The sequence below is a fragment of the Actinokineospora lacus genome (assembly GCF_053813445.1).
The window spans coordinates 751,859-772,207 of the sequence record NZ_JBQERA010000002.1 but is presented as its reverse complement, the minus strand read 5'-3'; the positions used below and the strand labels follow the sequence as shown (position 1 = coordinate 772,207).

Genomic DNA, 20,349 nt, shown 5'->3' with positions numbered 1-20,349 from the left:
ATCGGTCCGTGTGCGACGGCGCACCCCGATTCCGTTGACATATCAGGAGGTTCTCATGGGTGCACCCCGCACCAGCGGCCCTGCCCACGCTCCACCACCGCGGCGCGGCCCGTTCCGCCACTGGCTGGTCGCCAACGCCCGCTACGACGTCCCCGCGTCCCTCATCGTCTTCCTCGTCGCCGTGCCGCTGTCGCTGGGCATCGCCGCCGCGTCCGGCGCGCCCGTGCTCGCCGGGCTCATCGCGGCGGTGATCGGCGGGGTCGTGGCCGGTCTGCTGGGCGGCGCGCCGCTGCAGGTGAGCGGGCCCGCCGCCGGGCTGACGGTGGTGGTCGCCGAGCTGATCAGCCACTTCGGCTGGTTCGCCACGTGCGCCATCACCGTGCTCGCGGGCGTGCTGCAGGTCGTGCTGGGCGCCTGCCGCGTCGGGCGGGCCGCGCTGGCGGTCTCGCCGACGGTGGTGCACGCGATGCTCGCGGGCATCGGCGCCACGATCGTGCTGAGCCAGGCGCACGTGCTGGTCGGCGGCACTCCCGGCGGGTCGACGTGGGAGAACGTGACGTCGCTGCCGGAAGCCGTGCTCACGCCGCACGTGCCCTCGGCCCTGCTGGGCCTGGGCGTGGTGGCGCTCCTGCTGCTCTGGCCGAGGACGCCCACCGCGGTGCGCCGGGTTCCCGGGCCATTGGTGGCGATCGCGCTGGCCACGGTGGCGGCGCTGGCGCTGGCCGTCGACCGGGTCTCGCTGCCCTCCGCGCCGCTGTCCGCGCTGCACCTGCCCGCGCTGCCGGAGGGCCAGTGGGGCGCGTTCGCGGCGGGAGTGCTGACGATGACGCTGATCGCCAGCGTGGAGAGCCTGCTCTCGGCGGTGGCGGTGAGCAAGCTGCGGCCCGGCGCGCGCACGGACCTGAACCGCGAGCTGGTCGGGCAGGGGGTCGCCAACATCGCCTCGGGCATGGTCGGCGGCCTGCCCGTCACCGGGGTGATCGTGCGGAGTTCGACGAACGTGCGGGCCGGGGCGCGCACGCGCGTGTCCGCCGTGCTGCACGGGGTGTGGGTGTTGCTGTTCACGGTGTTGTTGGTGGGGTTGGTGGAGCAGATCCCGATGGCCGCTCTGGCCGGGCTGCTGGTGGTGGTGGGCGCGCAGCTGGTCGACAGGGAGCACATCCGGTCGGCGCTGCGCCACGGTGAGTTGGCGGTGTACCTAGTGACGCTGTCGTGCGTGGTGTTCCTGGACTTGTTGCAGGGGGTGCTGATCGGGCTGGCGTGCGCGCTGCTGGCGACACTGCGCCGCATCGTGCCTGCCAGGGTGCGCGTCGAGGCGGGCGAGTCCGACGCCGAGGGCAGGCCGACGTGCTCCGTGGTGGTGGAGGGCACGCTGAGCTTCCTGTCCGTCCCGCGCCTGTCGCGGGTGCTGGCGCAGGTCCCCGAGGGCAGCGCGGTGCACCTGGAGCTGGTGGTGGACTACCTCGACCACGCCGCGTACGACCACATCGCGGCGTGGCGGCGGGCGCACGAGGGCAACGGCGGCACGGTGGCCGTCGACGAGATCGGCGGCCCGAGCCCGCGGTCGCGGCGCGCGATCGCCGGGCCGACCCCGCGCTGGTTCTCCCCCTGGTCGCACTGGCAGCGCGCGCAGCCGGCCATCCCCCGGCAGCTCCGCGCCGACGACCACCTCCTGCGGCCCCTGGTCACCGGGGCCCGCGAGTACCACCGCCGCGGCGCGCCGATGCTGCGCCCGCACCTGCGCCGCCTTGCCGACACCCAGAACCCGCACGCGATGTTCCTGACCTGCGCGGACTCGCGCATCATGCCCAACGTGATCACCGCGTCCGGGCCGGGGGACCTGTTCACCGTCCGCAACATCGGCAACCTGGTCCCCGACCCGCGCGCCTCCGGCGACCTGTCGGTGCACGCGGGCGTGCAGTACGCCGTGGAGAACCTCGCGGTCCCGGTGGTGATGGTGTGCGGGCACTCCCGCTGCGGTGCCATGACCGCGGTGCACTCCGGACCCGCTGACGACCCGATCGGCCACTGGCTGCGCTGGGCGGACAAGAGCCTCGCCGCTTGGCGGGACGGCCACCCGCTCGGCCTGCGGGCCGCGGCGGAAGGGTGGTCCGAAGTGGACCAGCTGGCCATGGTCAACGTCGCCGTCCAGCTCGACACCCTGCGCTCGCTGCCGGTCGTGGCGCGCTCCGGTGTCCGCCTGGTCGGGCTGTTCTTCGACATCCCCAGCGGCACCCTGCTGATGCTCGACGAGGCCCGCGGCCGGTTCGACCCGCTCCCGGGCAAGAACGCCGTGCTCACCGCGCGCTAGTGCGGTGATCTGGGGGGCTGCGCGTGTCGCTTTGGACGGGGTGGGCGGGCGGACAGCGGGAAGTGGGCGCTGCGGGGGCAGCGTCACATCACGCGGATCAATCCCGTCACCTGGGCGATGACCAGCGCCACCACGGCCAGCGTCACCAGCGCCACCAGGACGAGCGTGATCACCGGCAGGGCGCGCGAGGGGTAGCGCTGCTTCTGGGACAGCCCCTCGGTCGTGCTCCCCGAGTCCGGCGGCGTGTCCCCGACCCGGACCCCACCCCCGGCCTCAAGGCCGGGCGTGCGGTCCGGGTCGGGGTCCGGCGGCATGGCCGTCATCGCGGTGTCCGATCCATGCCTGCGGGTGCCCGCCGAGCGGGCGGGCGAACCCCGCTGGACGGGCCTGGCTGGACGGGCCCCGCTAGACGGGGATGACCGTCGGAATGATCATCGGTCGGCGCCGGTAGGTGTCGGCCACCCAGCGGCCCACGACGCGGCGGACGGACTGGGCGATGCGGTGGGTGTCGGTGATGCCCTCGGCCTCGGTGTGGGCCAGTTCCTTCTCCACCAGGGACACGACCTCGTCCAGCGCCTTCGGGTCGTCGGAGAAGCCGCGGCCGGAGATGGTCGGGGAGGACATCGCCCGGCCCGTGGTCGAGTCGACGGCGACGGTGATGGAGATGAAGCCGCCCTCGCCCAGGACCAGGCGGTCGGACAGGGTGGACTCGCCCACGTCGCCGACGGACAGGCCGTCGACGTACACGTGGCCCACCTCGACGCGGCCGGAGATGGCCGCGCGGCCGTCGATGAGGTCGACGACGACGCCGTCCTCGGCGATGACCACCCGCTCGGGCGGGACGCCGGTCTGCACCGCCAGCGCGGCGTTGGCGCGCAGGTGCCGCCACTCGCCGTGCACGGGCATGACGTTCGACGGGCGGACGGCGTTGTACAGGAACAGCAGCTCGCCCGCGGCCGCGTGGCCGGAGACGTGCACCTTCGCGTTGCCCTGGTGCACCACGTGCGCGCCCAGCCGGACCAGGCCGTTGACCACGCCGAAGACGGCGGTCTCGTTGCCCGGGATCATGGAGCTGGCCAGGATGACGGTGTCCCCCGGCCGAATCCCGATCTGGCGGTGCTCACCGCGCGCCATGCGGGACAGCGCCGAGAGCGGTTCGCCCTGGGAGCCGGTGGAGACGAAGACGACCTGGCTCTCCGGCATGGCCATGGCCTCGTCGAGGTTGACGAGCAGCCCCGGCGGCACCGTCAGCAGGCCGAGGTCGGCGGCGATGCCCATGTTGCGCACCATCGAGCGCCCCACGAGCGCGACCCGGCGCCCGTGGGCGGCGGCGATGTCGTAGATCTGCTGCACGCGGTGCACGTGGCTGGCGAAGCAGGCGACGATGACGCGCTGCTCGGCGCGGGAGATGACGCCCTCGATCACCGGGCCGATCTCGCGCTCCGGGGTGACGAACCCGGGCACCTCGGCGTTGGTGGAGTCGACCAGGAACAGGTCGACGCCGTCGTCGCCGAGGCGGGAGAAGCCCGCGAGGTCGGTCAGCCGCCCGTCGAGCGGGAGCTGGTCGAGCTTGATGTCGCCGGTGTGCAGGACCAGCCCCGCCGGGGTGCGGATGCCGACGGCGAGCGCGTCGGGGATGGAGTGGTTGACGGCGAAGAACTCGCAGGCGAACTCGCCGTAGCTGACGTGGTCGCCCGCGCTGACCTCGCGCATCTTCGGGTCGAGCCGGTGCTCGCGGCACTTGGCCGCCAGCAGCGCCAGGGTGAACCGCGAGCCGATGATCGGCAGGTCGGGCCGCAGCCGCAGCAGGAACGGCACGGCGCCGATGTGGTCCTCGTGGCCGTGGGTGAGCACGAGGGCGTCGATGTCGGACAGCCTGTCCTCGATGGCCCGGAAGTCCGGCAGGATCAGGTCGACGCCGGGCTGCTGGTCCTCGGGGAACAGCACCCCGCAGTCGACGATGAGCAGCCGCCCGCCGTACTCGAAGACGGTCATGTTCCGACCGATCTCCCCGATGCCGCCCAAGGCGACCACGCGCAGTCCGCCCTCAGGCAGTGCGGGTGGAGGATTGGTGGGCCACTTGTGTGTTGCCGTCACTTGCGAACCGTCCCGGCGCTGGTGTGTGTGGTGGTGGCGATGTAGGCGGCGGCCGCGTCGACGTGGGCGACCCTGGCCGCGGCTTGGTGCGACGGCGGCGCGTCGGCCAGCGGGACCCCGCCCTCGGCGAGGTCACCGGCGATGGCGGCGTACTCCTCCGGCGTGGCCGGGGGCAGCGGCAGGCGCGGGTCGCCCGCGTTCTCCCCGCGCAGGCGCAGCGCGGCCTTGCTGAAGATGACCCCGCCGACCCGGCTGAACGCGCGCAGCACCGGCAGGAGTCCATTGTGGATCGTGCGGGCGGCGGCCACGTCGCCGCGCTCGTAGCTGTCCGCCATCGAGCGCAGCCGTCCGGCCACGACGTGCCCGACGACGCTGACCATGCCCACGCCGCCGATGGCCAGCCACGGCAGGTTCAGGGCGTCGTCGCCGGAGTAGTAGGCGAGGTTGGTGGAGGCGATGACCTCGCTGCCCGCGAGCAGGTCGCCCTTGGCGTCCTTGACCGCCTGGATGCGCGGGTGCTCCGCCAGCCTGCGCAGCGTGTCGACCTCGATGGGCACGACCGAGCGCGGCGGGATGTCGTAGAGCATGACGCCCAGCCCGGTGGCGTCGGCCACGGCGGTGAAGTGCGCCAGCAGGCCCGCCTGCGGGGGCCGGGAGTAGTACGGGGTGACCACGAGCAGCCCGTGGGCGCCCGCCTTCTCCGCCTCGCGTGCCAGGTGGACCGAGTGCGCCGTGTCGTAGGTGCCGACCGAGCCCACCACGGTCGCGCGGTGCCCCACCGCTTCGACCACCGCGCGCAGGAGGTCGCTCTTCTCCGCGTCGCTGGTGGTCGGCGACTCGCCGGTGGTGCCGCTGACGACCAGGCCGTCGTTGCCGAGGTCGACCAGGTGCTGGGCGAGGTGCTGGGCGCGGTCGAGGTCCACCGCGCCGTCGGCGTCGAACGGGGTGACCATGGCGGTGAGCACCCGGCCGAACGGTCTGCCGGGAGCGGCGGTGGGACATGTGGTCATGGGGTGTGACGCTACCTGGTTGTTATGGCGGCGACTCGGGCCACCGGGGGCGGTGTCGGTATTTCGCGGGCGGGTGTGTCGCTTTTAGATGCCCCGCGACAGACCCCGCACGGCGTCGATGGCCGACTGCTCGCCGTCGAAGTCGATCCGCGCGTGGTCGCGGCCGAACGCGAAGAGCAGCACCTCGCCGGGAGCGCCGACGACCGACACCGGGTTGGGGCCTCGCTTGACCATCGTCTCGCGGCCGTCGGGAGTCCGCAGCGCGACGCCGACGGGGCTGCGGCGGAACATCATCCGGCCCACCCTGCCCACCGCGGTCCACAGCGCCGCGTCGCGCCGGGGGTCGGCGGGGCGCGGTTCCCATCCGGGCCGGGCGCGGCGGACGTCCTCGTGGTGGACGAAGAACTCGGTGGTGTTGAGGAGGCCGTCCAGCAGCACGTACGGCGAGAGGACCGGCGGCCCGGTGCGGACCAGCCGGACCAGCTCGTCCCAGGGTTTCGCCGCGACCCCGCGCTGGACGCGCTCGAGGTACCCGGCCAGCGGTTTGAGGAGGATGCCGCCCGCGGCGTCCGGCCTGCGCTCGCGCACGACGAGGTGCGCGGCGAGGTCCCGCGTGGTCCACCCCCCGCACAGGGTGGGGTGGTCCGGCCCGACCTCGGCGAACAGGTCGCACAGCAGCACTCGTTCGTCCCTGGCGACGCTCATGGCCCCACCCTACCGGCGGTAGGTTCCTCAGTTCTCCTCGACCACGTGCGAGCTGCCCAGCGCCCGGCCGGGCTGCTTGCTGCTCAGCAGGCACACCAGGGTCCTGGCAGCGCCGTCGGCGTCGCTCTCGGCCTCCCAGGCGTCGCGGGAGGGGACCAGGACCGAGGGCGTCAGCTCGGGCAGCTTCGCCGGGTCGACCCGGCCGGACTTGAACAGCCAGAGGCAGTAGCCCTTGCCCAGCTCGGTCAGCTCGGCGGAGACGTAGTCGCGCTCACCGTTGATCGTGAGGTGGCCGAAGACCTGGACGTCGTGGTCCTTGTCGCAGGCGGTGTAGCCGGAGAACGCCGACCCCTCCTGGATGGCGCCCTGGCCGCAGTAGCCGTCGCTGAGGGTGAACTCGCGGATCTGGCCGTTGGGGCCGTAGGTCAGGGAGCTGATGAGCACCGCGCCCTCGACCGGCGCGTTGACGGCGTTGTTGAGGAAGTAGCCGCCGACCACGCCCGCGAGCGCCATGACCAGCGTCAGGGCCAGCGCGACCTGCCAGGGCAGGCCGCCTCGCCTGCTCCGCTGCGAGGCGGGGGCGGCGATGGTGGGGACCGCGCCCGCGTACATGTTCGTCTGGCCCATCCCCGCAGGCCCCATTCCCGCCGGGCCCATCCCCATCTGGCCCATCACCGTCGGGCCGGTGTGGGGGCCGGTCTGCACGTGGCTGAGCAGGCCGCGGACCTGGCTCGCGGTCAGCCGCGCCTGCGGGTGGCCGTTGAGCAGGCCGGTGATGACCGAGGCGAGCGCGCCGGAGCCGCGGGTGAGGTACGGCACCTCGTTGAGGATGGCGTGCATGGTCGCGGCGGTGTTGGACCGCTCGAAGGGCGAGTAGCCCTCCACGGCGAAGAACAGCACCGCGCCGAGCGCCCAGAGGTCCGAGGCGGCGCTGGCGGCCTCGCCGCGCAGCTGCTCGGGCGCCAGGTAGGCCGGTGAGCCGATCAGCAGGCCGCTGGTCGTGAGCCTCGGGTCGTCGACGGACTGGGCGATGCCGAAGTCGGTCAGCTTCACGCGGCTGTTGGCGCTCAGCATGATGTTGCTCGGCTTGACGTCGCGGTGCACGACTCCGGCCCGGTGCGCGGCCTCCAGCGCGGAGAGCAGCTGCTCGGCCAGGTGGGCCACGGCGGACTGGGGCAGCGGCCCCCGGTCGCGCACCACGTCGGCCAGGGTGGGGGACTGGATCAGCTCCATGACGATGTAGGTCGCGCCGGACTCCTGCACCACGTCGTACACCGTGACGACGGCGGGGTCGTTGAGCCGCCCCGCCGTGCGCGCCTCACGAAGGACGCGCTCCTCGAAGACCAGGCGCTCGGCGGCGGGGACGCCCTCGGGCAGGTGCAGCTCCTTGATGGCCACATGCCTGCCGATGGTGGTGTCCTCGGCGAGCCAGACCACGCCCATGCCGCCGCGGCCGAGCTCGTTGAGCACCACGTAACGGCCCGCGATCATCCGCTGGTTCACCACGGGACCTGACTGTTGGGACACGTCTACCTCCTGCTGATGCGAGGCATCGTAGGTCAGACCCCGGCCCCCGGTGGACGGTTCCCCTGGTTCAGTTGATCTCGTGGCCGCCCTCGCGCAGGGCGGCCACCGCCCGGTCCAGGTCAACGGCGCGGACCAGCAGGTGGTCAGTGTCGAAGGTGGACACCGCGAACAGGGGCACGCCCGCGGCGGCCAGCACGCCCGCGAGCGCGGCCATGATGCCGGTGAGGCTGAACGCCAGCGGCCCGCGCACGGTCAGCAGCCGCCAGCCCGGCTCCGCGCGCCCGCCGTCGGGCGCGTGCGCGCTCGGGGCGACCACGGAGACCTCGGTGGCGGTGCTGGTCACCGACACCAGGCCCGGCGCGGTGAACAACTCGGTGGGGACCGGTGTGCCCGCGGGGAGGCGGGCGACGGTGTAGTCACCGTCCACAACGTCGATGACGAGTCGGTTCATCCCTCGGTGACCATCGGGCTGGAGGCGACCTCGGTGCCGTCGGCCAGCGCGGAGATGGTGAAGTCGGCGAACACGTTCGGCGCGGCCTTGTGCAGCTGGCGCAGGCACTCGACGGCCAGCGCGCGGATCTCGACGTCGGCGTGCTCGGTGGCGCGCATCGCGACGAAGTGGCGCCAGGCGCGGTAGTTGCCGGTGACCACGATGCGGGTCTCGGTGGCGTTGGGCAGGATCGCGCGGGCGGCCTGGCGGGCCTGCTTGCGGCGCAGGGTGGCGCTCGGGGCGTCGGCGAACTTCGACTCCAGGCCCTTGAGCAGCTCGTTGTAGGCGTCGAGGCTGGCCTGGGCCGCGTCGAGGAACAGGGCGTGCAGCTCGGGGTCCTCGGCGATGACGTCCGGCTCGACCATCGCGGCGTTCTTCTCCGGGACGTAGCGCTGGGAGAGCTGCGAGTAGGAGAAGTGGCGGTGGCGGATCAGCTCGTGGGTCAGCGAGCGCGAGATGCCGCTGAGGTAGAAGGTCACGCTGCCGTGCTCCAGCACGGACAGGTGGCCGACCTCGATGATGTGGCTGATGTAGCCGGAGTTGGTGGCCGTGGCCGGGTTCGGCTTGGTCCACGACTGGTAGCAGGCGCGGCCCGCGAACTCCACGAGCGCCTGGCCGCCGTCGGTGTCGGTCGTCCACGGCACGTCCGACGGGGGGAAGAACTCCGTCTTCGCGATGAGCTGCACCTTCGGCGACACCGTCTCGGCCACTGACCCGCCCCTTCTCCGTGATTCCGCCGGTCAGCCTAGGCGTTGGGGCCGAGCGAGTTGATTTGCCGTCACCGCGACACCAGATCTCGGTGGCACGGTGTCGTGAATGGTGTCATAGTGGTGTCATGGACCTGACGCCGTACATCACCTCGCTGCGCGACGACCTGACCGCGGCGGCCTCCGTCGGCGACGAGAGCACCCGCCGCGCCGCGAGCGCGCTGGCCGCCGCGCTGGAGCCCGCCGCCCGCCTGGCGATCATGAACGCCCTGGCCGACCTGGCCGCCGAGGTCACCGCCTCCCTGTCCGAGCAGGTGGTCGACGTCCGCCTGGTGGGCCGCGACGTGCGGGTGGTCGTCTCGGGGACCGCGCACGAACAGGCCCCCGCCGATCCGCCCCCGACCGAGGGCGACATGAGCCGCATGACGTTACGGCTGTTCGAGGAGCTGAAGTCCAAGGCCGAGCAGGCCGCCGCGTCGCAGGGCGTGTCGCTGAACACGTTCGTCCAGCAGGCCCTGCACGGCGCGCTCTCCGGCCGCAAGGGCTGGGGCGGCGGTTCCGGCTGGGCGGGCGGGCAGGGCTGGTCCGGCGGCACCGGAGCCAAGGGTGGCTCCCGCGTGCAGGGCTGGTACGAGGGATGACCGCCCGAGTCGACCTGTCCGCACCCACGCTTGGGGGAAGCCGATGACCGCCGCTGACACCGTCCGCCGGGTCTCGTTCGAGGCCGACGGCCCGGTCGAGGTCTCCATCGCCATCGGTTCGGGCAGCGTCGAGGTGCGCCTGCGGGACGAGCCGGGCGTGGACGTCGAGATCCGCCCCGCGCCCGGCGAGGCCAACCCGTGGGCCGAGAGCATCACGACCCTGATGTCGTGGGTCGGTTCCCAATTGGGCGAGCAGGGTCCGGTCGACCTGGCCGCCGAGGCCGTCGCCCAGGCCCGCGTCGACTTCGCCGCCGTCGTCCTGTCGGTCCGCTCGGCCAAGGGCAAGCACCTCACCGCCATGCCCGTCGGCGTGGTGGTCCACGCCCCCGCCGGGTCGACCGTGAACACCAGGACCGGCGCCGCGAACGTCACCGTGACCGGCCGCGCCGACCGCGTGGAGATCGGCACCGGCGACGGCGAGATCTCCGTCGAGGACACCACCGGCGCCGTCCGCGCCACCACCGGGACCGGCGCCATCCGCCTCGGCCCCACCCCGGCGGGCGGCCACCTGCGCTCCGGCAGCGGCGACGTCGAGGTCGCCGCCCTGGGCGGACCCACCACAGTGGCCACCAGCGGCGGCGAGATCCGCCTGGGCACCGTCTCCGCCGACCTCCAGATCCGCACCGGCACCGGCGACGTCACCATCACCAACGCCGTCTCTGGCCACCTGGAGCTCACCACCGGCTCCGGCAACCTCCGCGTCGCCGTGGCGGGCCCGGCGGAGTTCGACCTGACCTCCACCTCCGGCACCGCCCGCAGCGAGATCCCGGTGACCCAGAAACGCCCGGAAACCACCCCGCCCCTGCGCGTCACCGGCCGCACCGGCTCCGGCTCCGTCCTGGTGCACAAGGCGGGCTAGGGCCTGTCCTAGGCGCGGTTCAGATGTGGCGGGCGAGGGGGGCGATGAGGTCGCCGCGCTCGCCGAGGGTCACGGTGTCGAGGTGGAGCCAGTCGGCCATCTCGCGGAGTTCGGCGGCCAGTTCGGCGGTGACCGCCGTGGTGTCCACACCGGACTCGGAGAAGGCGCCGTTGACGCGTAACGCGCTCGCGGCGCGGTCGGCCTTGAGGTCCACGCGGCCGACCAGGGCGCCGTCGAGGAGGAAGGGGAAGACGTAGTAGCCGTACTGGCGCTTGGGTTCCGGGGTGTAGATCTCGATGCGGTAGTGGAAGCCGAACAGGCGCTCGGTGCGGTCGCGTTCCCAGACCAGCGGGTCGAACGGGCACAGCAGCGCGCGGCCGCGGACAGCGCGCGGGGTGCGGGCGTCGGCGTGGCGGTAGGCGGGGTGGCGCCAGCCCGGGATGGTGACCGGGACCAGCTCGCCCGCCTCGACCAGTTCCAGCAGGGCGGTGCGGGCCATCGTCGGGGGCAGGCGGTGGTAGTCGCGCAGGTCGAACTCGGTGCCCACGCCGTGGGCGATCGCGCCCTCGCGCATCAGGGCGCGGGCGGCGTCGGCGTCGGCGACCTCGGTGGCGATGACCTCGGCGGGGATGACGCGCTCGGTGAGGTCGTAGAGGCGCTGGAAGCCGCGGCGGGTGCCGGTGGTCAGGGCGCCGACGGCGAACAGGTACTCGCAGGCGTGTTTGACCTCCGAGCGGTTCCACCAGCCGCCGCGCGGGCGGGGCGCGCCGCCGCCGAGCACGGTCTCCAGGGTGCCCGCGCCGATCGGGCCCATCTCCTTGACGGCGGTGAGGATGTCGTCGAGCAGGCCGGAGGTGTCGATGCCGCTGGTGCGGAGGAAATCGGCGTAGCGGGTCTCGTAGTAGCGCATCCGCCAGCGCTGCAAGGGCCAGCCTTCGACCGGGATCAGGCTGGCCGCGTGCGCCCAGTACTCCACCAGGAGCCGGGGTTTGCGGGCCGACGGGTGCCACGCGGCGTCGTCCACGATGGCCTGGTCGTAGGACCCCAGGCGGGAGAACACCGGCATGTAGTGGGCGCGCACGGCGACGTTGACCGAGTCGAGCTGGAGCAGGCGGACCCGGGAGAGGACCTTCGCCAGGTGCCGCCGGGTGGGCGCGCCCGCGGGCCGGGCCTCGGCGAAGCCCTGGGCGGCCAGGGCGGTCCGCCGGGCCGCGGCGGAGGTCATGGTCTCGGTCATCTGCGCCCCTCACTGGTTTCCGGGATCGTGCCCGACGGCACCGACACTTCCGGCGCGGGCCTGCGTTCGGCCCGCACCACCAGCACGACCGCGACCAGCACGATGGCGCCGCCGACCAGCTGCCAGACCCCGAACTGCTCATCGGCCACCAAGTACCCCAGCACCACCGCGATGACCGGGTTGACGTAGGCGTAGGTCGCCACCGTCGACACCGGCAGCCGCCCCAGCACGAACACGAAGGCACTGAACGCGAACGCGCCGAACACCACCAGATAGGCCCACGCCGCCCACGCGGTCGGGGTGACGGCGTCGACGGAGAAGGTCTCCCCCGCGATCCAGCCACCTACTGTCAGCGCCGCCCCGCCGACGAGCATTTCCGCCGCGGCCAGCGAGAACGGGTTCGGCGGCGTCGGCAGCCGGGTGCTCAGGACCGTGCCGATCGACCAGCCCAGCGCCGCCAGCAGCACCAGCCACGGGCCGTACCAGGCCGAGCCGTGGGTGCCCGCCATCGGACCGCCCGAGAGCAGCACGGCGAGCCCGACCAGCCCGATGGCCACGCCCACCAGCGTCACCGCGGGCGGGCGCTCCCCCAGCATCCGCCGCAGCACGACGACGTACAGCGGGATCGCCGCGACCAGCAGGGCGGCCAGCCCGGACGCGACGTGCTGCTCGGCGACCACCACCAGCCCGTTGCCCCACGCGGGCAGCAGCAGGCCGACCAGGGCGGCGGTGCCGAACTGCGGCCACGTCATCCGCAGCGCCCGCGGTCCGGCGACCAGCACGACGATGACACCCAGCAGCAGACCCGCGGCGAGAAATCTGAACCCGGCCGACAGCAGCGGGGGCATCGACTCCAGGGTGAGCCGGATACCCAGGTAGGTGGACCCCCACACGACGTAGACGACGCCCAGCGCCGACCACGCCAACCAGTTCCTCGAAGGCATGACCGCAGCCTCGCACGAACCACCGACACTTGTATGCCGGTTATTCGACAGGCGTCCGATAGGTTCCCGCCCATGGCCGACGCCGCCGTCCGACCCGCCCTGCCCGCCGATGTCGTGGAAATCGCCCGGCTCCAGGTCCTGACCTGGCAGACCGGCTACGCAGACATCCTCTCACCCGATGTCATAGCCGGTCTCGACGCCGAGACCGCCGCCGCCCAGTGGCTCCAGACCATCGAGCAGGGCCCCGCCACGGTCCTGGTCGCCACCGAGGGCCCGTGGATCGTGGGCTTCTGCAGCGCGGGCCCGTCCCCGGAGTCGGAATCCGCGGCGGCGAACGGCATCCCCGCGCCGGACGCGGCCACCGTCGGCCTCATCGCCACCCTGATGGTCGAGCCCCGCTGGGGCCGCCGGGGCCACGGTGGCAGGCTCCTCGCCCACGCCACCGCCGCCCTGCGGGAGGCGGGCTCGACCAGGGCGATCGCGTGGACCCCCGAGCAGAACACACCCAGCAGGCGCTTCTTCGGGAAGGCGGGCTGGACCCCCGACGGCATCCTCCGCACCCTCGACGCGGGCGGGCGCCCGCTGCGGGAGATCAGGTTCACGGGCCCGGTGGCGCTCACCCTGGAGTAGCCGTCCCCCGGTCCGGATTCGCGCACGTCGGGCCACGGTGTCCGGTAGCGTTCGGGTGAGGGTAGCCGTCAGGGGGGACCGTCGAAGTGTGGCCGTGGCTGTGCGTGGCGCTCGCGGTCGCCATCGGGTCGGCATTGGTCCCATTTGTGAACATTGAGCTGTTCATCGTCGGGTTCGCGTTGCAGCGGCCGGACATCCCGTGGGCCGTGGTGGCGGCGGTCGTCGCCGTGGGCCACGTGTCCGGGAAGCTGTTCTACTACTACGCCGCCCAGGGCAAGATCCACCTGCCGAGGTTCCTGCACCGGGAACGCCGGGAGAGGGTGCTGACCGACCGCAGGCTCCGCTGGCAGCTGCGGACGAAGCGCGTGCGCGGATGGCTGACCTGGCTGCGCGAGAAGTGCGAGGCGCATCCACACTGGATGCTGGGGACCTACAGCGTCAGCGCGGTGGCGGGAATGCCGCCGTACATGGCGATGACGGTGCTGGCGGGCCTGGCCAGGATGAAGGTGGGCGCCTTCCTGAGCGCGGGGATCGCGGGCCGGTTCGTCCGGTTCAGCCTGCTGGCCGCCTCACCGGCGATGTTCCACGGCTGGATTCACTGATCCTCGCGCTGTCGGCGCACCATCTCGGCGATCCAGGCGGGCGCGAACGGGGACGTGCAGTTCGGCGGGGTCGGGTAGTCCTTGAGCACCTCGAGGCGCTCACCGATGTCGACCGCGCGGGCGCGGTGGGCGGCGTGCTCGATCCCGATTTGGGCCAGGCAGTGGTTCATCGCCCATTGCAGACGGTCCGGTGCGGCCTTCATCTCCGCCTCGATGACGTCGAGCAGGCCCGCGAGGTCGAGGCCGTCGGGCTTCCTGGCCACGCGGTCCGTGGTCAGCGCCCAGCCCGCGCTCGCGACCACCGGGTCCGGGTCGGCGAACCAGGCCAGGCGCAGCTCATCGGCGTGCGGGCTCTTCTTCACCACGTAGTTCACGAGCCAGTCGTGCACCTTGGGGACGCGCGCCTGGCGCAGCATGGTGTCCAGCTCGGCGCGCTCGAACGCCTTCGGGCGGCAGACCAGGATCGCCAGCAGCCTCGCCGCGGTGTCCGCCGTGTCCCACAGCTCGCGCGCGAGGTCCTGCCGCGTCTTCAACCGCTTGGCGAGCGCGCGCAGCGAGCCGAGGTTCACCCCGTGGTCGTCGCCGTGCTTCTCGTTCACCGCGCGGGCCCTCGGGTCCTCCAGCGCGGCCAGCTCGGCCAGCACCTCGGCCAGCGGTGTCTCGGTCACGGCTGGTCGGGGACGGCGCGCCCGCCCCGCACCACCAGGTTGTCCAGCAGCTCGGCGGTCGCGGCGGCCACCGCGTCCACCGCCCGCTCGAACACCTCGGCGTTGTGCGGCGCGGGCCGCTGGAAGCCGGAGATCTTGCGGACGTACTGCAGCGCGGCCGCGCGGACGTCGCCCTCCCCCGCGTCCTCGATGTACGGGGGCCTGAGGGTCTTGATGCTTCGACACATGCCCCCATGAAAGCACCGGCCCCCGTCAATCCCGCAAGTCAATCCCGCAAGCGATACGCGATCTCGGTCTCCCACCGCGCCGGGTCGGGCTCGGCCGCCGGGTCCGTCCGGTACGTCTCGTACCGGCAGCCCCACCGCCCGGCGTCCAGGTCCCACTCCTCGCCCGTGCGCTCCGACCAGGCCTCCATGGCCGCGAACGACTCGCCGATGCGGTCCGGGTGGCCGTGGTGGACCAGGACGGCGTAGCGGCCCGACGGCAGCGTCCCGGCCGACACCCGCCGCGACGGCGGCAGCGGCCCATCGACCGGCCAGCACACCTCGACCTCGATCGCGGAGCCCACGCCGCCGGAGTAGTACCGGTACATCGGCGGCCCGGACGGGCTGACCCCCTGCTCGGCCAACCAGCCCGCGATCTCCCCCACCAGCGCGTTGACCCGCCCCCACTCGGCCAGCGTGGCGGACTCGGTGATACCCGCGTACGCCCGCGCGGGTCGGTGTTCGATGATCGGTTCCACTTGGCAATCCCCTTCTGTCACCGCGGCAAGGCGCACGGTAGGGGAAGGGGACGACAATCGGCCTTGATCACCCGATGCGACTCAGCCTGCCAGTTCCAGCGCCTTGCGCATGGCCGCGCGGGCCCGGGTCCGGTCGCCCGCGACGTCGTAGGCCACGGCCAGGCGGTACCAGGCGCGCCAGTCGTCCGGGGCGGCCTCCACCTCGGCGCGGCGGTCCTCGAACCACGCGTCCGCCGCCGCCCGGTCCACCCGGCCCGACGGCGTCCTGGGCAGGTCGGACACGTCCGGCAGGCCGTCCTCGGCCGCCAGCCTGCGGCCCAGCTCCTGGGTGCGGAAGCCGAACCGCAGCGTCGACCACAGCACCCACGCGCCGACCAGCGGCAGCAGGAGCACCCCGACGCCGAAGGCCACCGCCAGCGGGCTCCCGTCGCGGAACAGCGCCACCGCGCGACCGCCGAGCAGCACGAAGTAGACCGCCACGACGGCGGCCAGGACCCACGAGACGGTGCGCGCGGACACCTACAGCTCCAGCACGTTCTCCAGGCCCACGACCAGACCGGGCCGCTCCAGCACCGCGCGCACGCCGTGCAGCACGCCGGGCATGAACGACGAGCGGTCCAGCGAGTCGTGGCGCAGCGTCAGCGTCTCGCCCGCGCCGCCGAAGAGCACCTCCTGGTGCGCCACCAGCCCGCCCAGGCGCACCGAGTGCACCCGGATGTCGTCCACCAGCGCCCCCCGCGCACCGTCCACTTCGGACGTCGTGGCGTCGGGGACCTCGCCGAGGCCCGCGGCGGAGCGCGCCTGCGCGATCAGCCGCGCGGTGTGCGCCGCGGTGCCCGACGGGGCGTCGGCCTTGCGGTTGTGGTGCAGCTCGATGATCTCGACGGTGTCGTAGTACTTGGCCGCCAGCTGCGCGAAGCGCATCGACAGCACCGCGCCGAGGGCGAAGTTGGGGGCGACCAGGATGCCGAGGTCCGGCTTGGGCTCCAGCCACTCCCGGAGGGTGGCGACCTTGGTGTCGTCGAAGCCGCTGGTGCCGACGACCGCGCGGATGTCCTGGTCGACGCAGAAGCGCAGGTTCTCCATCACCACGTCGGGGTGGGTGAAGTCGACCACGACCTCCGCGCCCGCGTCGGCGACGTCGAAGAGCCAGTCGCCGGTGTCGACCATGGCGACGACCTCCATGTCCGCGGCGGCCTCGACCGCGCGGCACACCTCGGCGCCCATCCGGCCGCGGGCACCGAGGACGCCGACCCGGATCGGATTGCTCTCGGTACGGCTCACTTGGTCACCTCGTGGAGTTCCAGCGGGACGTCGTCGGTGTGGGCGTAGGGGCCGACCACGGCGGCGGCGAGCGGCCGGGCCAGGATCTCGCGGGCGAGGCGCGCCACGTCCTCGGCGGTCACCGCGGCGATGCGGTCCAGGGTCTGCTCGACGGAGAGGTAGTCGCCGTAGGCCAGTTCACCCTTGCCGATGCGCGACATGCGCGAGCCGGTGTCCTCCAGGCCCAGCACGAGCCCGCCGCGCAGCTGCCCCTTGCCGCGCGCGACCTCGGCGTCGGTCAGGCCCTCGCGGGCGACCTGCCCGAGCACCTCGCGCACCACGCCCGCCACCTCACCGAGGCGGTCGGGCTGACATCCCGTGTAGACGGACAGGTGGCCGGTGTCGGCATAGGACGCGACCGAGGAGTACACCTGGTACGCCAGCCCGCGCCGCTCCCGGACCTCCTGGAACAGCCGCGAGCTCATCCCGCCGCCGAGGGCGGCGTTCAGCACGCCCAGGGTGAAGCGGCGCTCGTCGTGGCGGTCCAGCGCCCGCACGCCGAGCATCAGGTGCGCCTGCTCGGTGTCGTCGCTGTGCAGCACGAGCCGGGACTGGTTGCCGACCCTGGCCCGCCCGGTCCGCGGCGCGACGGGCGTCTTGTCACCGGTCAGCCGCGACCGCAAACCCTTGCGCACCAGCGAGAGCACCTGCCGGTGCTCGATGTTGCCCGCGACGGAGAGGACCATGCGCGGCATGGTGTAGCGGCGGCGGTAGAAGCCGTTCAGCGCGCCGCGGGTCATGCCGGTGATGGACTGCTCGCTGCCCAGCACCGGGCGGCCCAGCGGGTGGTCGGCCAGCAGCGCGCCGCAGAACGCGTCGTGCAGCAGGTCCTCGGGGTCGTCGTCGCGCATGGCGATCTCTTCCAGCACCACGCCGCGCTCGGTCTCCACATCGGACTCCGCGCACACCGCGTCGAAGACCACGTCGGCGACCAGGTCCAGCGCCAGCGCCAGGTCCTCGTCGAGGACGTGCGCGTAGTAGCAGGTGTGCTCCTTGGCGGTGAACGCGTTCAGCTCGCCGCCGACGGCGTCGATCTCCTCGGCGATCTGGGCCGCCGAGCGCTTCACCGTGCCCTTGAACAGCAGGTGCTCCAGGTAGTGCGCGGCGCCCGCGACCGACAGCGGCTCGTCGCGCGAGCCGACCGCCACCCAGATCCCGACCGCGGCCGAGCGCACGCCCGGCATCCGCTCGGTGACCACCCGCAGCCCACCGGGCAGCAGGGTGCGCTTGACCTCGGTGCCCTCGGCGGTGCGGTCGAGCACCACCGTGCTGCCCGGCTTCTGCCGGTGCCCTGGAGCACGGCCGCGGACACCGGTGGTGTCCGCGGCCGCGGTTGCCCGTGAGGTCACGACTGAGCGGTCGCCTCAGCCTTGTCGGAAGCGTGGTCCGAGTCCGAGGGAGCGCTGTCGTCCGCCGGGGCGGCGTCGCTGTCCTCGTTGACCAGCACCAGGCTGATCTTGCCGCGCTGGTCGATGTCGGCGATCTCCACGCGGAGCTTCTCGCCGACCTTGACCACGTCCTCGACCTTGTTGATCCGCTTGCCCGCGCCGAGCTTCGAGATGTGGATCAGGCCGTCCTTGCCCGGCAGCAGCGAGACGAACGCGCCGAACGCGGCCGTCTTCACCACGGTGCCCAGGAACCGCTCGCCGACCTTGGGCAGCTGCGGGTTCGCGATGGCGTTGATCAGCCCGATCGCGGCCTCGGCCGAGGGGCCGTCCGCCGCGCCGACGTAGATCGTGCCGTCGTCCTCGATGGAGATGTCGGCGCCGGTCTGCTCGGTGATCGAGTTGATCATCTTGCCCTTCGGGCCGATGACCTCGCCGATCTTGTCGACCGGGATCTTCACGCTGGTGACGCGCGGCGCGAAGTTGCTCATCTCGTCCGGGCGGTCGATGGCCTCGGCCATGACCTCCAGCAGCGTCAGCCGGGCGTCGCGGGCCTGGCTCAGCGCCTGGACGAGCACCGAGGACGGGATGCCGTCGAGCTTGGTGTCCAGCTGCAGCGCGGTCACGAACTCCTTCGTGCCCGCGACCTTGAAGTCCATGTCGCCGAAGGCGTCCTCGGCGCCGAGGATGTCGGTCAGCGCGACGTACTCGGTCTTGCCGTCGACCTGGTCGGAGATCAGGCCCATGGCGATGCCCGAGACCGGCGCCTTCAGCGGCACACCGGCGTTGAGCAGCGACATCGTGGACGCGCAGACCGAGCCCATCGAGGTGGAGCCGTTGGAGCTCAGCGCCTCGGAGACCTGGCGGATCGCGTAGGGGAACTCGTCGCGCTTGGGCAGCACGGGGATCAGCGCCCGCTCGGCGAGCGCGCCGTGGCCGATCTCGCGGCGCTTGGGCGAGCCCACGCGGCCGGTCTCACCGGTGGAGAACGGCGGGAAGTTGTAGTGGTGCAGGTAGCGCTTGGTCGTCTCCGGGGACAGCGAGTCGACCATCTGCTCCATGCGCAGCATGTTCAGCGTGGTGACACCCAGGATCTGGGTCTCGCCGCGCTCGAACAGCGCCGAGCCGTGCGCCCGCGGCACCACGGCCACCTCGGCGGCGAGCTGGCGGATGTCGCTGAGGCCGCGGCCGTCGATGCGCAGCTTCTCGCGCAGGATGCGCTGGCGGATCAGCTTCTTGTTCAGCGCGCGGAACGCCGCGCCGATCTCCTTCTCCCGACCCTCGAAGCCCTCGGAGCCGCCGACCTTCTCCAGGCACAGCGCCTTGACCTCGTCCAAACGCGACTCGCGCTCGGTCTTGCCCGCGATCGTCAGCGCCTGGGTCAGCTCGTCGGTGACGGCGGCGGCGACGGCATCGAGGGCGTCGGGCTGGTAGGCCGGGAACAGCGGGAAGTCACCGGTCGGCTTGGCCGCCAGCGAGGCCAGCTCGGCCTGGGCGTCGCACAGCACCTTGATGAACGGCTTGGCCGCCTCGAGGCCGGAGGCCACGACCTCCTCGGTCGGCGCCTGGGCGCCCGCGGCGATCATCGCGACGACGTCGTCGGTCGCCTCGGCCTCGACCATCATGATGGCGACGTCGTCGCCGTCGACCACGCGGCCCGCGACGACCATGTCGAACACGGCCTTCTCAAGCTGCTCGTAGGTGGGGAACGCCACCCACTGGCCCTCGATCAGCGCGATGCGGACGCCGCCGATCGGGCCGGAGAACGGCAGGCCCGCCAGCTGGGTCGACGCGGACGCGGCGTTGATGGCCACCACGTCGTAGAGGTCGGCCGGGTTCAGGCTCATCACCGTGATGACGACCTGGATCTCGTTGCGCAGGCCCTCGACGAAGGAGGGGCGCAGCGGCCGGTCGATCAGGCGGCAGGTCAGGATCGCGTCGGTGGAGGGGCGGCCCTCGCGGCGGAAGAACGAGCCGGGGATGCGGCCCGCGGCGTACATGCGCTCCTCGACGTCCACCGTCAGCGGGAAGAAGTCGAAGTGGTCCTTCGGGTGCTTCCCGGCGGTGGTCGCCGAGAGGAGCATCGTCTCCTCGTCGAGGTAGGCGACGACGCTGCCCGCGGCCTGGCGGGCGAGGCGGCCGGTCTCGAAGCGGATGGTGCGGGTGCCGTGGGCACCGTTGTCGATCGTCGCCGTGGTTTCGTGCACGGTCGGTTCGGTCATGATTCTCCTCGTTCGTGGCGCGCGCGAGGGCACTGCAGGTGCGCGGTTCGGACGAGGCCGGTCATCGATCGAAGCCACCGGGGTTTCCCCACCCGGAAGCCACTACCGAGGACCGGCGAACCTGTCCCGCGTGCGCGGCCATTGGTTGTGTGTGTTGTGGATGGGGGGAGTGACCTGGATGGTCACTCC

General features: G+C 72.6%; 21 protein-coding genes. 5 read left to right on the top strand and 16 right to left on the bottom strand.

The genetic code is table 11. The features are described from left to right. Positions 1 to 55 precede the first annotated feature (55 nt). Positions 56 to 2,311: a SulP family inorganic anion transporter gene (locus tag ACTG9Q_RS07980; RefSeq protein ID WP_455571970.1), complete on the top strand. Its 2,256-nt coding sequence runs from the start codon at positions 56 to 58 to the stop codon at positions 2,309 to 2,311. An 83-nt stretch (positions 2,312 to 2,394) separates the two neighbouring features. On the opposite strand, the gene ACTG9Q_RS07975 is transcribed toward ACTG9Q_RS07980, so the two are convergent. From ACTG9Q_RS07975 to thyX, 7 genes are all read right to left on the bottom strand, one after another. Beyond that, positions 2,395 to 2,634 carry a DUF6480 family protein gene (locus ACTG9Q_RS07975; RefSeq protein WP_455571969.1) on the bottom strand — a complete coding sequence of 80 codons (240 nt, stop codon included), beginning with the start codon at positions 2,632 to 2,634 and terminating at the stop codon, positions 2,395 to 2,397. 82 nt (positions 2,635 to 2,716) lie between these two features. Then, complete coding sequence (locus tag ACTG9Q_RS07970; protein WP_455571968.1) at positions 2,717 to 4,408, bottom strand: ribonuclease J; 1,692 nt, start codon at positions 4,406 to 4,408, stop codon at positions 2,717 to 2,719. Further along, positions 4,405 to 5,418, bottom strand: coding sequence for a 4-hydroxy-tetrahydrodipicolinate synthase (gene dapA, locus ACTG9Q_RS07965; protein ID WP_455571967.1), 1,014 nt, complete (start codon positions 5,416 to 5,418; stop codon positions 4,405 to 4,407). Before dapA ends, ACTG9Q_RS07970 begins: the two co-directional genes overlap by 4 nt. Positions 5,419 to 5,502: 84 nt before the next feature. Next, positions 5,503 to 6,123, bottom strand: coding sequence for a TIGR03085 family metal-binding protein (locus tag ACTG9Q_RS07960; RefSeq protein WP_455571966.1), 621 nt, complete (start codon positions 6,121 to 6,123; stop codon positions 5,503 to 5,505). A gap of 27 nt (positions 6,124 to 6,150) precedes the next feature. Beyond that, positions 6,151 to 7,650, bottom strand: a complete 1,500-nt coding sequence (locus tag ACTG9Q_RS07955) for a serine/threonine-protein kinase (protein ID WP_455571965.1) — start codon at positions 7,648 to 7,650, stop codon at positions 6,151 to 6,153. A gap of 67 nt (positions 7,651 to 7,717) precedes the next feature. After that, positions 7,718 to 8,101, bottom strand: coding sequence for an ACT domain-containing protein (locus ACTG9Q_RS07950; protein WP_455571964.1), 384 nt, complete (start codon positions 8,099 to 8,101; stop codon positions 7,718 to 7,720). Beyond that, the gene (gene thyX / locus ACTG9Q_RS07945) at positions 8,098 to 8,850 is read right to left on the bottom strand and encodes an FAD-dependent thymidylate synthase (protein WP_455571963.1); all 753 of its coding nucleotides are present in this window, start codon (positions 8,848 to 8,850) and stop codon (positions 8,098 to 8,100) included. Before thyX ends, ACTG9Q_RS07950 begins: the two co-directional genes overlap by 4 nt. A 125-nt stretch (positions 8,851 to 8,975) precedes the next feature. Between thyX and ACTG9Q_RS07940 the strand changes: the two genes are divergently transcribed. Together ACTG9Q_RS07940 and ACTG9Q_RS07935 are read left to right on the top strand one after the other, a co-directional pair. Then, entirely contained in the window at positions 8,976 to 9,488 is a 513-nt protein-coding gene (locus ACTG9Q_RS07940; protein WP_455571962.1) for a toxin-antitoxin system HicB family antitoxin, read from the top strand. Positions 9,489 to 9,531: 43 nt separating this feature from the next. Next, entirely contained in the window at positions 9,532 to 10,407 is an 876-nt protein-coding gene (locus ACTG9Q_RS07935; protein WP_455571961.1) for a DUF4097 family beta strand repeat-containing protein, read from the top strand. A 19-nt stretch (positions 10,408 to 10,426) separates the two neighbouring features. Here ACTG9Q_RS07935 and ACTG9Q_RS07930 read toward each other — a convergent pair whose 3' ends face one another. Next, positions 10,427 to 11,644, bottom strand: coding sequence for a winged helix-turn-helix domain-containing protein (locus ACTG9Q_RS07930; RefSeq protein WP_455571960.1), 1,218 nt, complete (start codon positions 11,642 to 11,644; stop codon positions 10,427 to 10,429). Continuing rightward, positions 11,641 to 12,588 (bottom strand): EamA family transporter, encoded by a 948-nt coding sequence (locus ACTG9Q_RS07925; protein WP_455571959.1) that lies wholly within the window; start codon positions 12,586 to 12,588, stop codon positions 11,641 to 11,643. Before ACTG9Q_RS07925 ends, ACTG9Q_RS07930 begins: the two co-directional genes overlap by 4 nt. 72 nt (positions 12,589 to 12,660) lie before the next feature. On the opposite strand from ACTG9Q_RS07925, the gene ACTG9Q_RS07920 reads away from it, so the two are divergent. Together ACTG9Q_RS07920 and ACTG9Q_RS07915 are read left to right on the top strand one after the other, a co-directional pair. Then, positions 12,661 to 13,218 (top strand): N-acetyltransferase family protein, encoded by a 558-nt coding sequence (locus tag ACTG9Q_RS07920; RefSeq protein ID WP_455571958.1) that lies wholly within the window; start codon positions 12,661 to 12,663, stop codon positions 13,216 to 13,218. An 86-nt stretch (positions 13,219 to 13,304) separates the two neighbouring features. Beyond that, complete coding sequence (locus tag ACTG9Q_RS07915; protein ID WP_455571957.1) at positions 13,305 to 13,820, top strand: hypothetical protein; 516 nt, start codon at positions 13,305 to 13,307, stop codon at positions 13,818 to 13,820. On the opposite strand, the gene ACTG9Q_RS07910 is transcribed toward ACTG9Q_RS07915, so the two are convergent. The 7 genes from ACTG9Q_RS07910 to ACTG9Q_RS07880 all read right to left on the bottom strand — a co-directional run bounded on the left by ACTG9Q_RS07910 (position 13,814) and on the right by ACTG9Q_RS07880 (position 20,160). Then, positions 13,814 to 14,488, bottom strand: a complete 675-nt coding sequence (locus tag ACTG9Q_RS07910) for a DNA alkylation repair protein (RefSeq protein WP_455571956.1) — start codon at positions 14,486 to 14,488, stop codon at positions 13,814 to 13,816. The two genes, ACTG9Q_RS07915 and ACTG9Q_RS07910, sit on opposite strands and share 7 nt — an antisense overlap. Continuing rightward, positions 14,485 to 14,715 carry a DUF2277 domain-containing protein gene (locus tag ACTG9Q_RS07905; RefSeq protein WP_455571955.1) on the bottom strand — a complete coding sequence of 77 codons (231 nt, stop codon included), beginning with the start codon at positions 14,713 to 14,715 and terminating at the stop codon, positions 14,485 to 14,487. The genes ACTG9Q_RS07910 and ACTG9Q_RS07905 overlap by 4 nt, the downstream gene beginning before the upstream one ends. A 38-nt stretch (positions 14,716 to 14,753) precedes the next feature. After that, positions 14,754 to 15,230, bottom strand: coding sequence for a GyrI-like domain-containing protein (locus tag ACTG9Q_RS07900; RefSeq protein WP_455571954.1), 477 nt, complete (start codon positions 15,228 to 15,230; stop codon positions 14,754 to 14,756). An 81-nt stretch (positions 15,231 to 15,311) separates the two neighbouring features. Further along, on the bottom strand, positions 15,312 to 15,749 hold the full coding sequence (locus ACTG9Q_RS07895) for a hypothetical protein (RefSeq protein WP_455571953.1): 438 nt from the start codon (positions 15,747 to 15,749) through the stop codon (positions 15,312 to 15,314). Next, a complete protein-coding gene (gene dapB / locus ACTG9Q_RS07890; RefSeq protein WP_455572041.1) occupies positions 15,750 to 16,457 on the bottom strand; it encodes a 4-hydroxy-tetrahydrodipicolinate reductase in 708 nt (235 codons plus the stop codon). 53 nt (positions 16,458 to 16,510) lie between these two features. Next, a complete protein-coding gene (locus tag ACTG9Q_RS07885) occupies positions 16,511 to 17,902 on the bottom strand; it encodes a M16 family metallopeptidase (protein WP_455571952.1) in 1,392 nt (463 codons plus the stop codon). Next, positions 17,899 to 20,160: a polyribonucleotide nucleotidyltransferase gene (locus ACTG9Q_RS07880; RefSeq protein WP_455571951.1), complete on the bottom strand. Its 2,262-nt coding sequence runs from the start codon at positions 20,158 to 20,160 to the stop codon at positions 17,899 to 17,901. Before ACTG9Q_RS07880 ends, ACTG9Q_RS07885 begins: the two co-directional genes overlap by 4 nt. Positions 20,161 to 20,349: the final 189 nt, after the last annotated feature.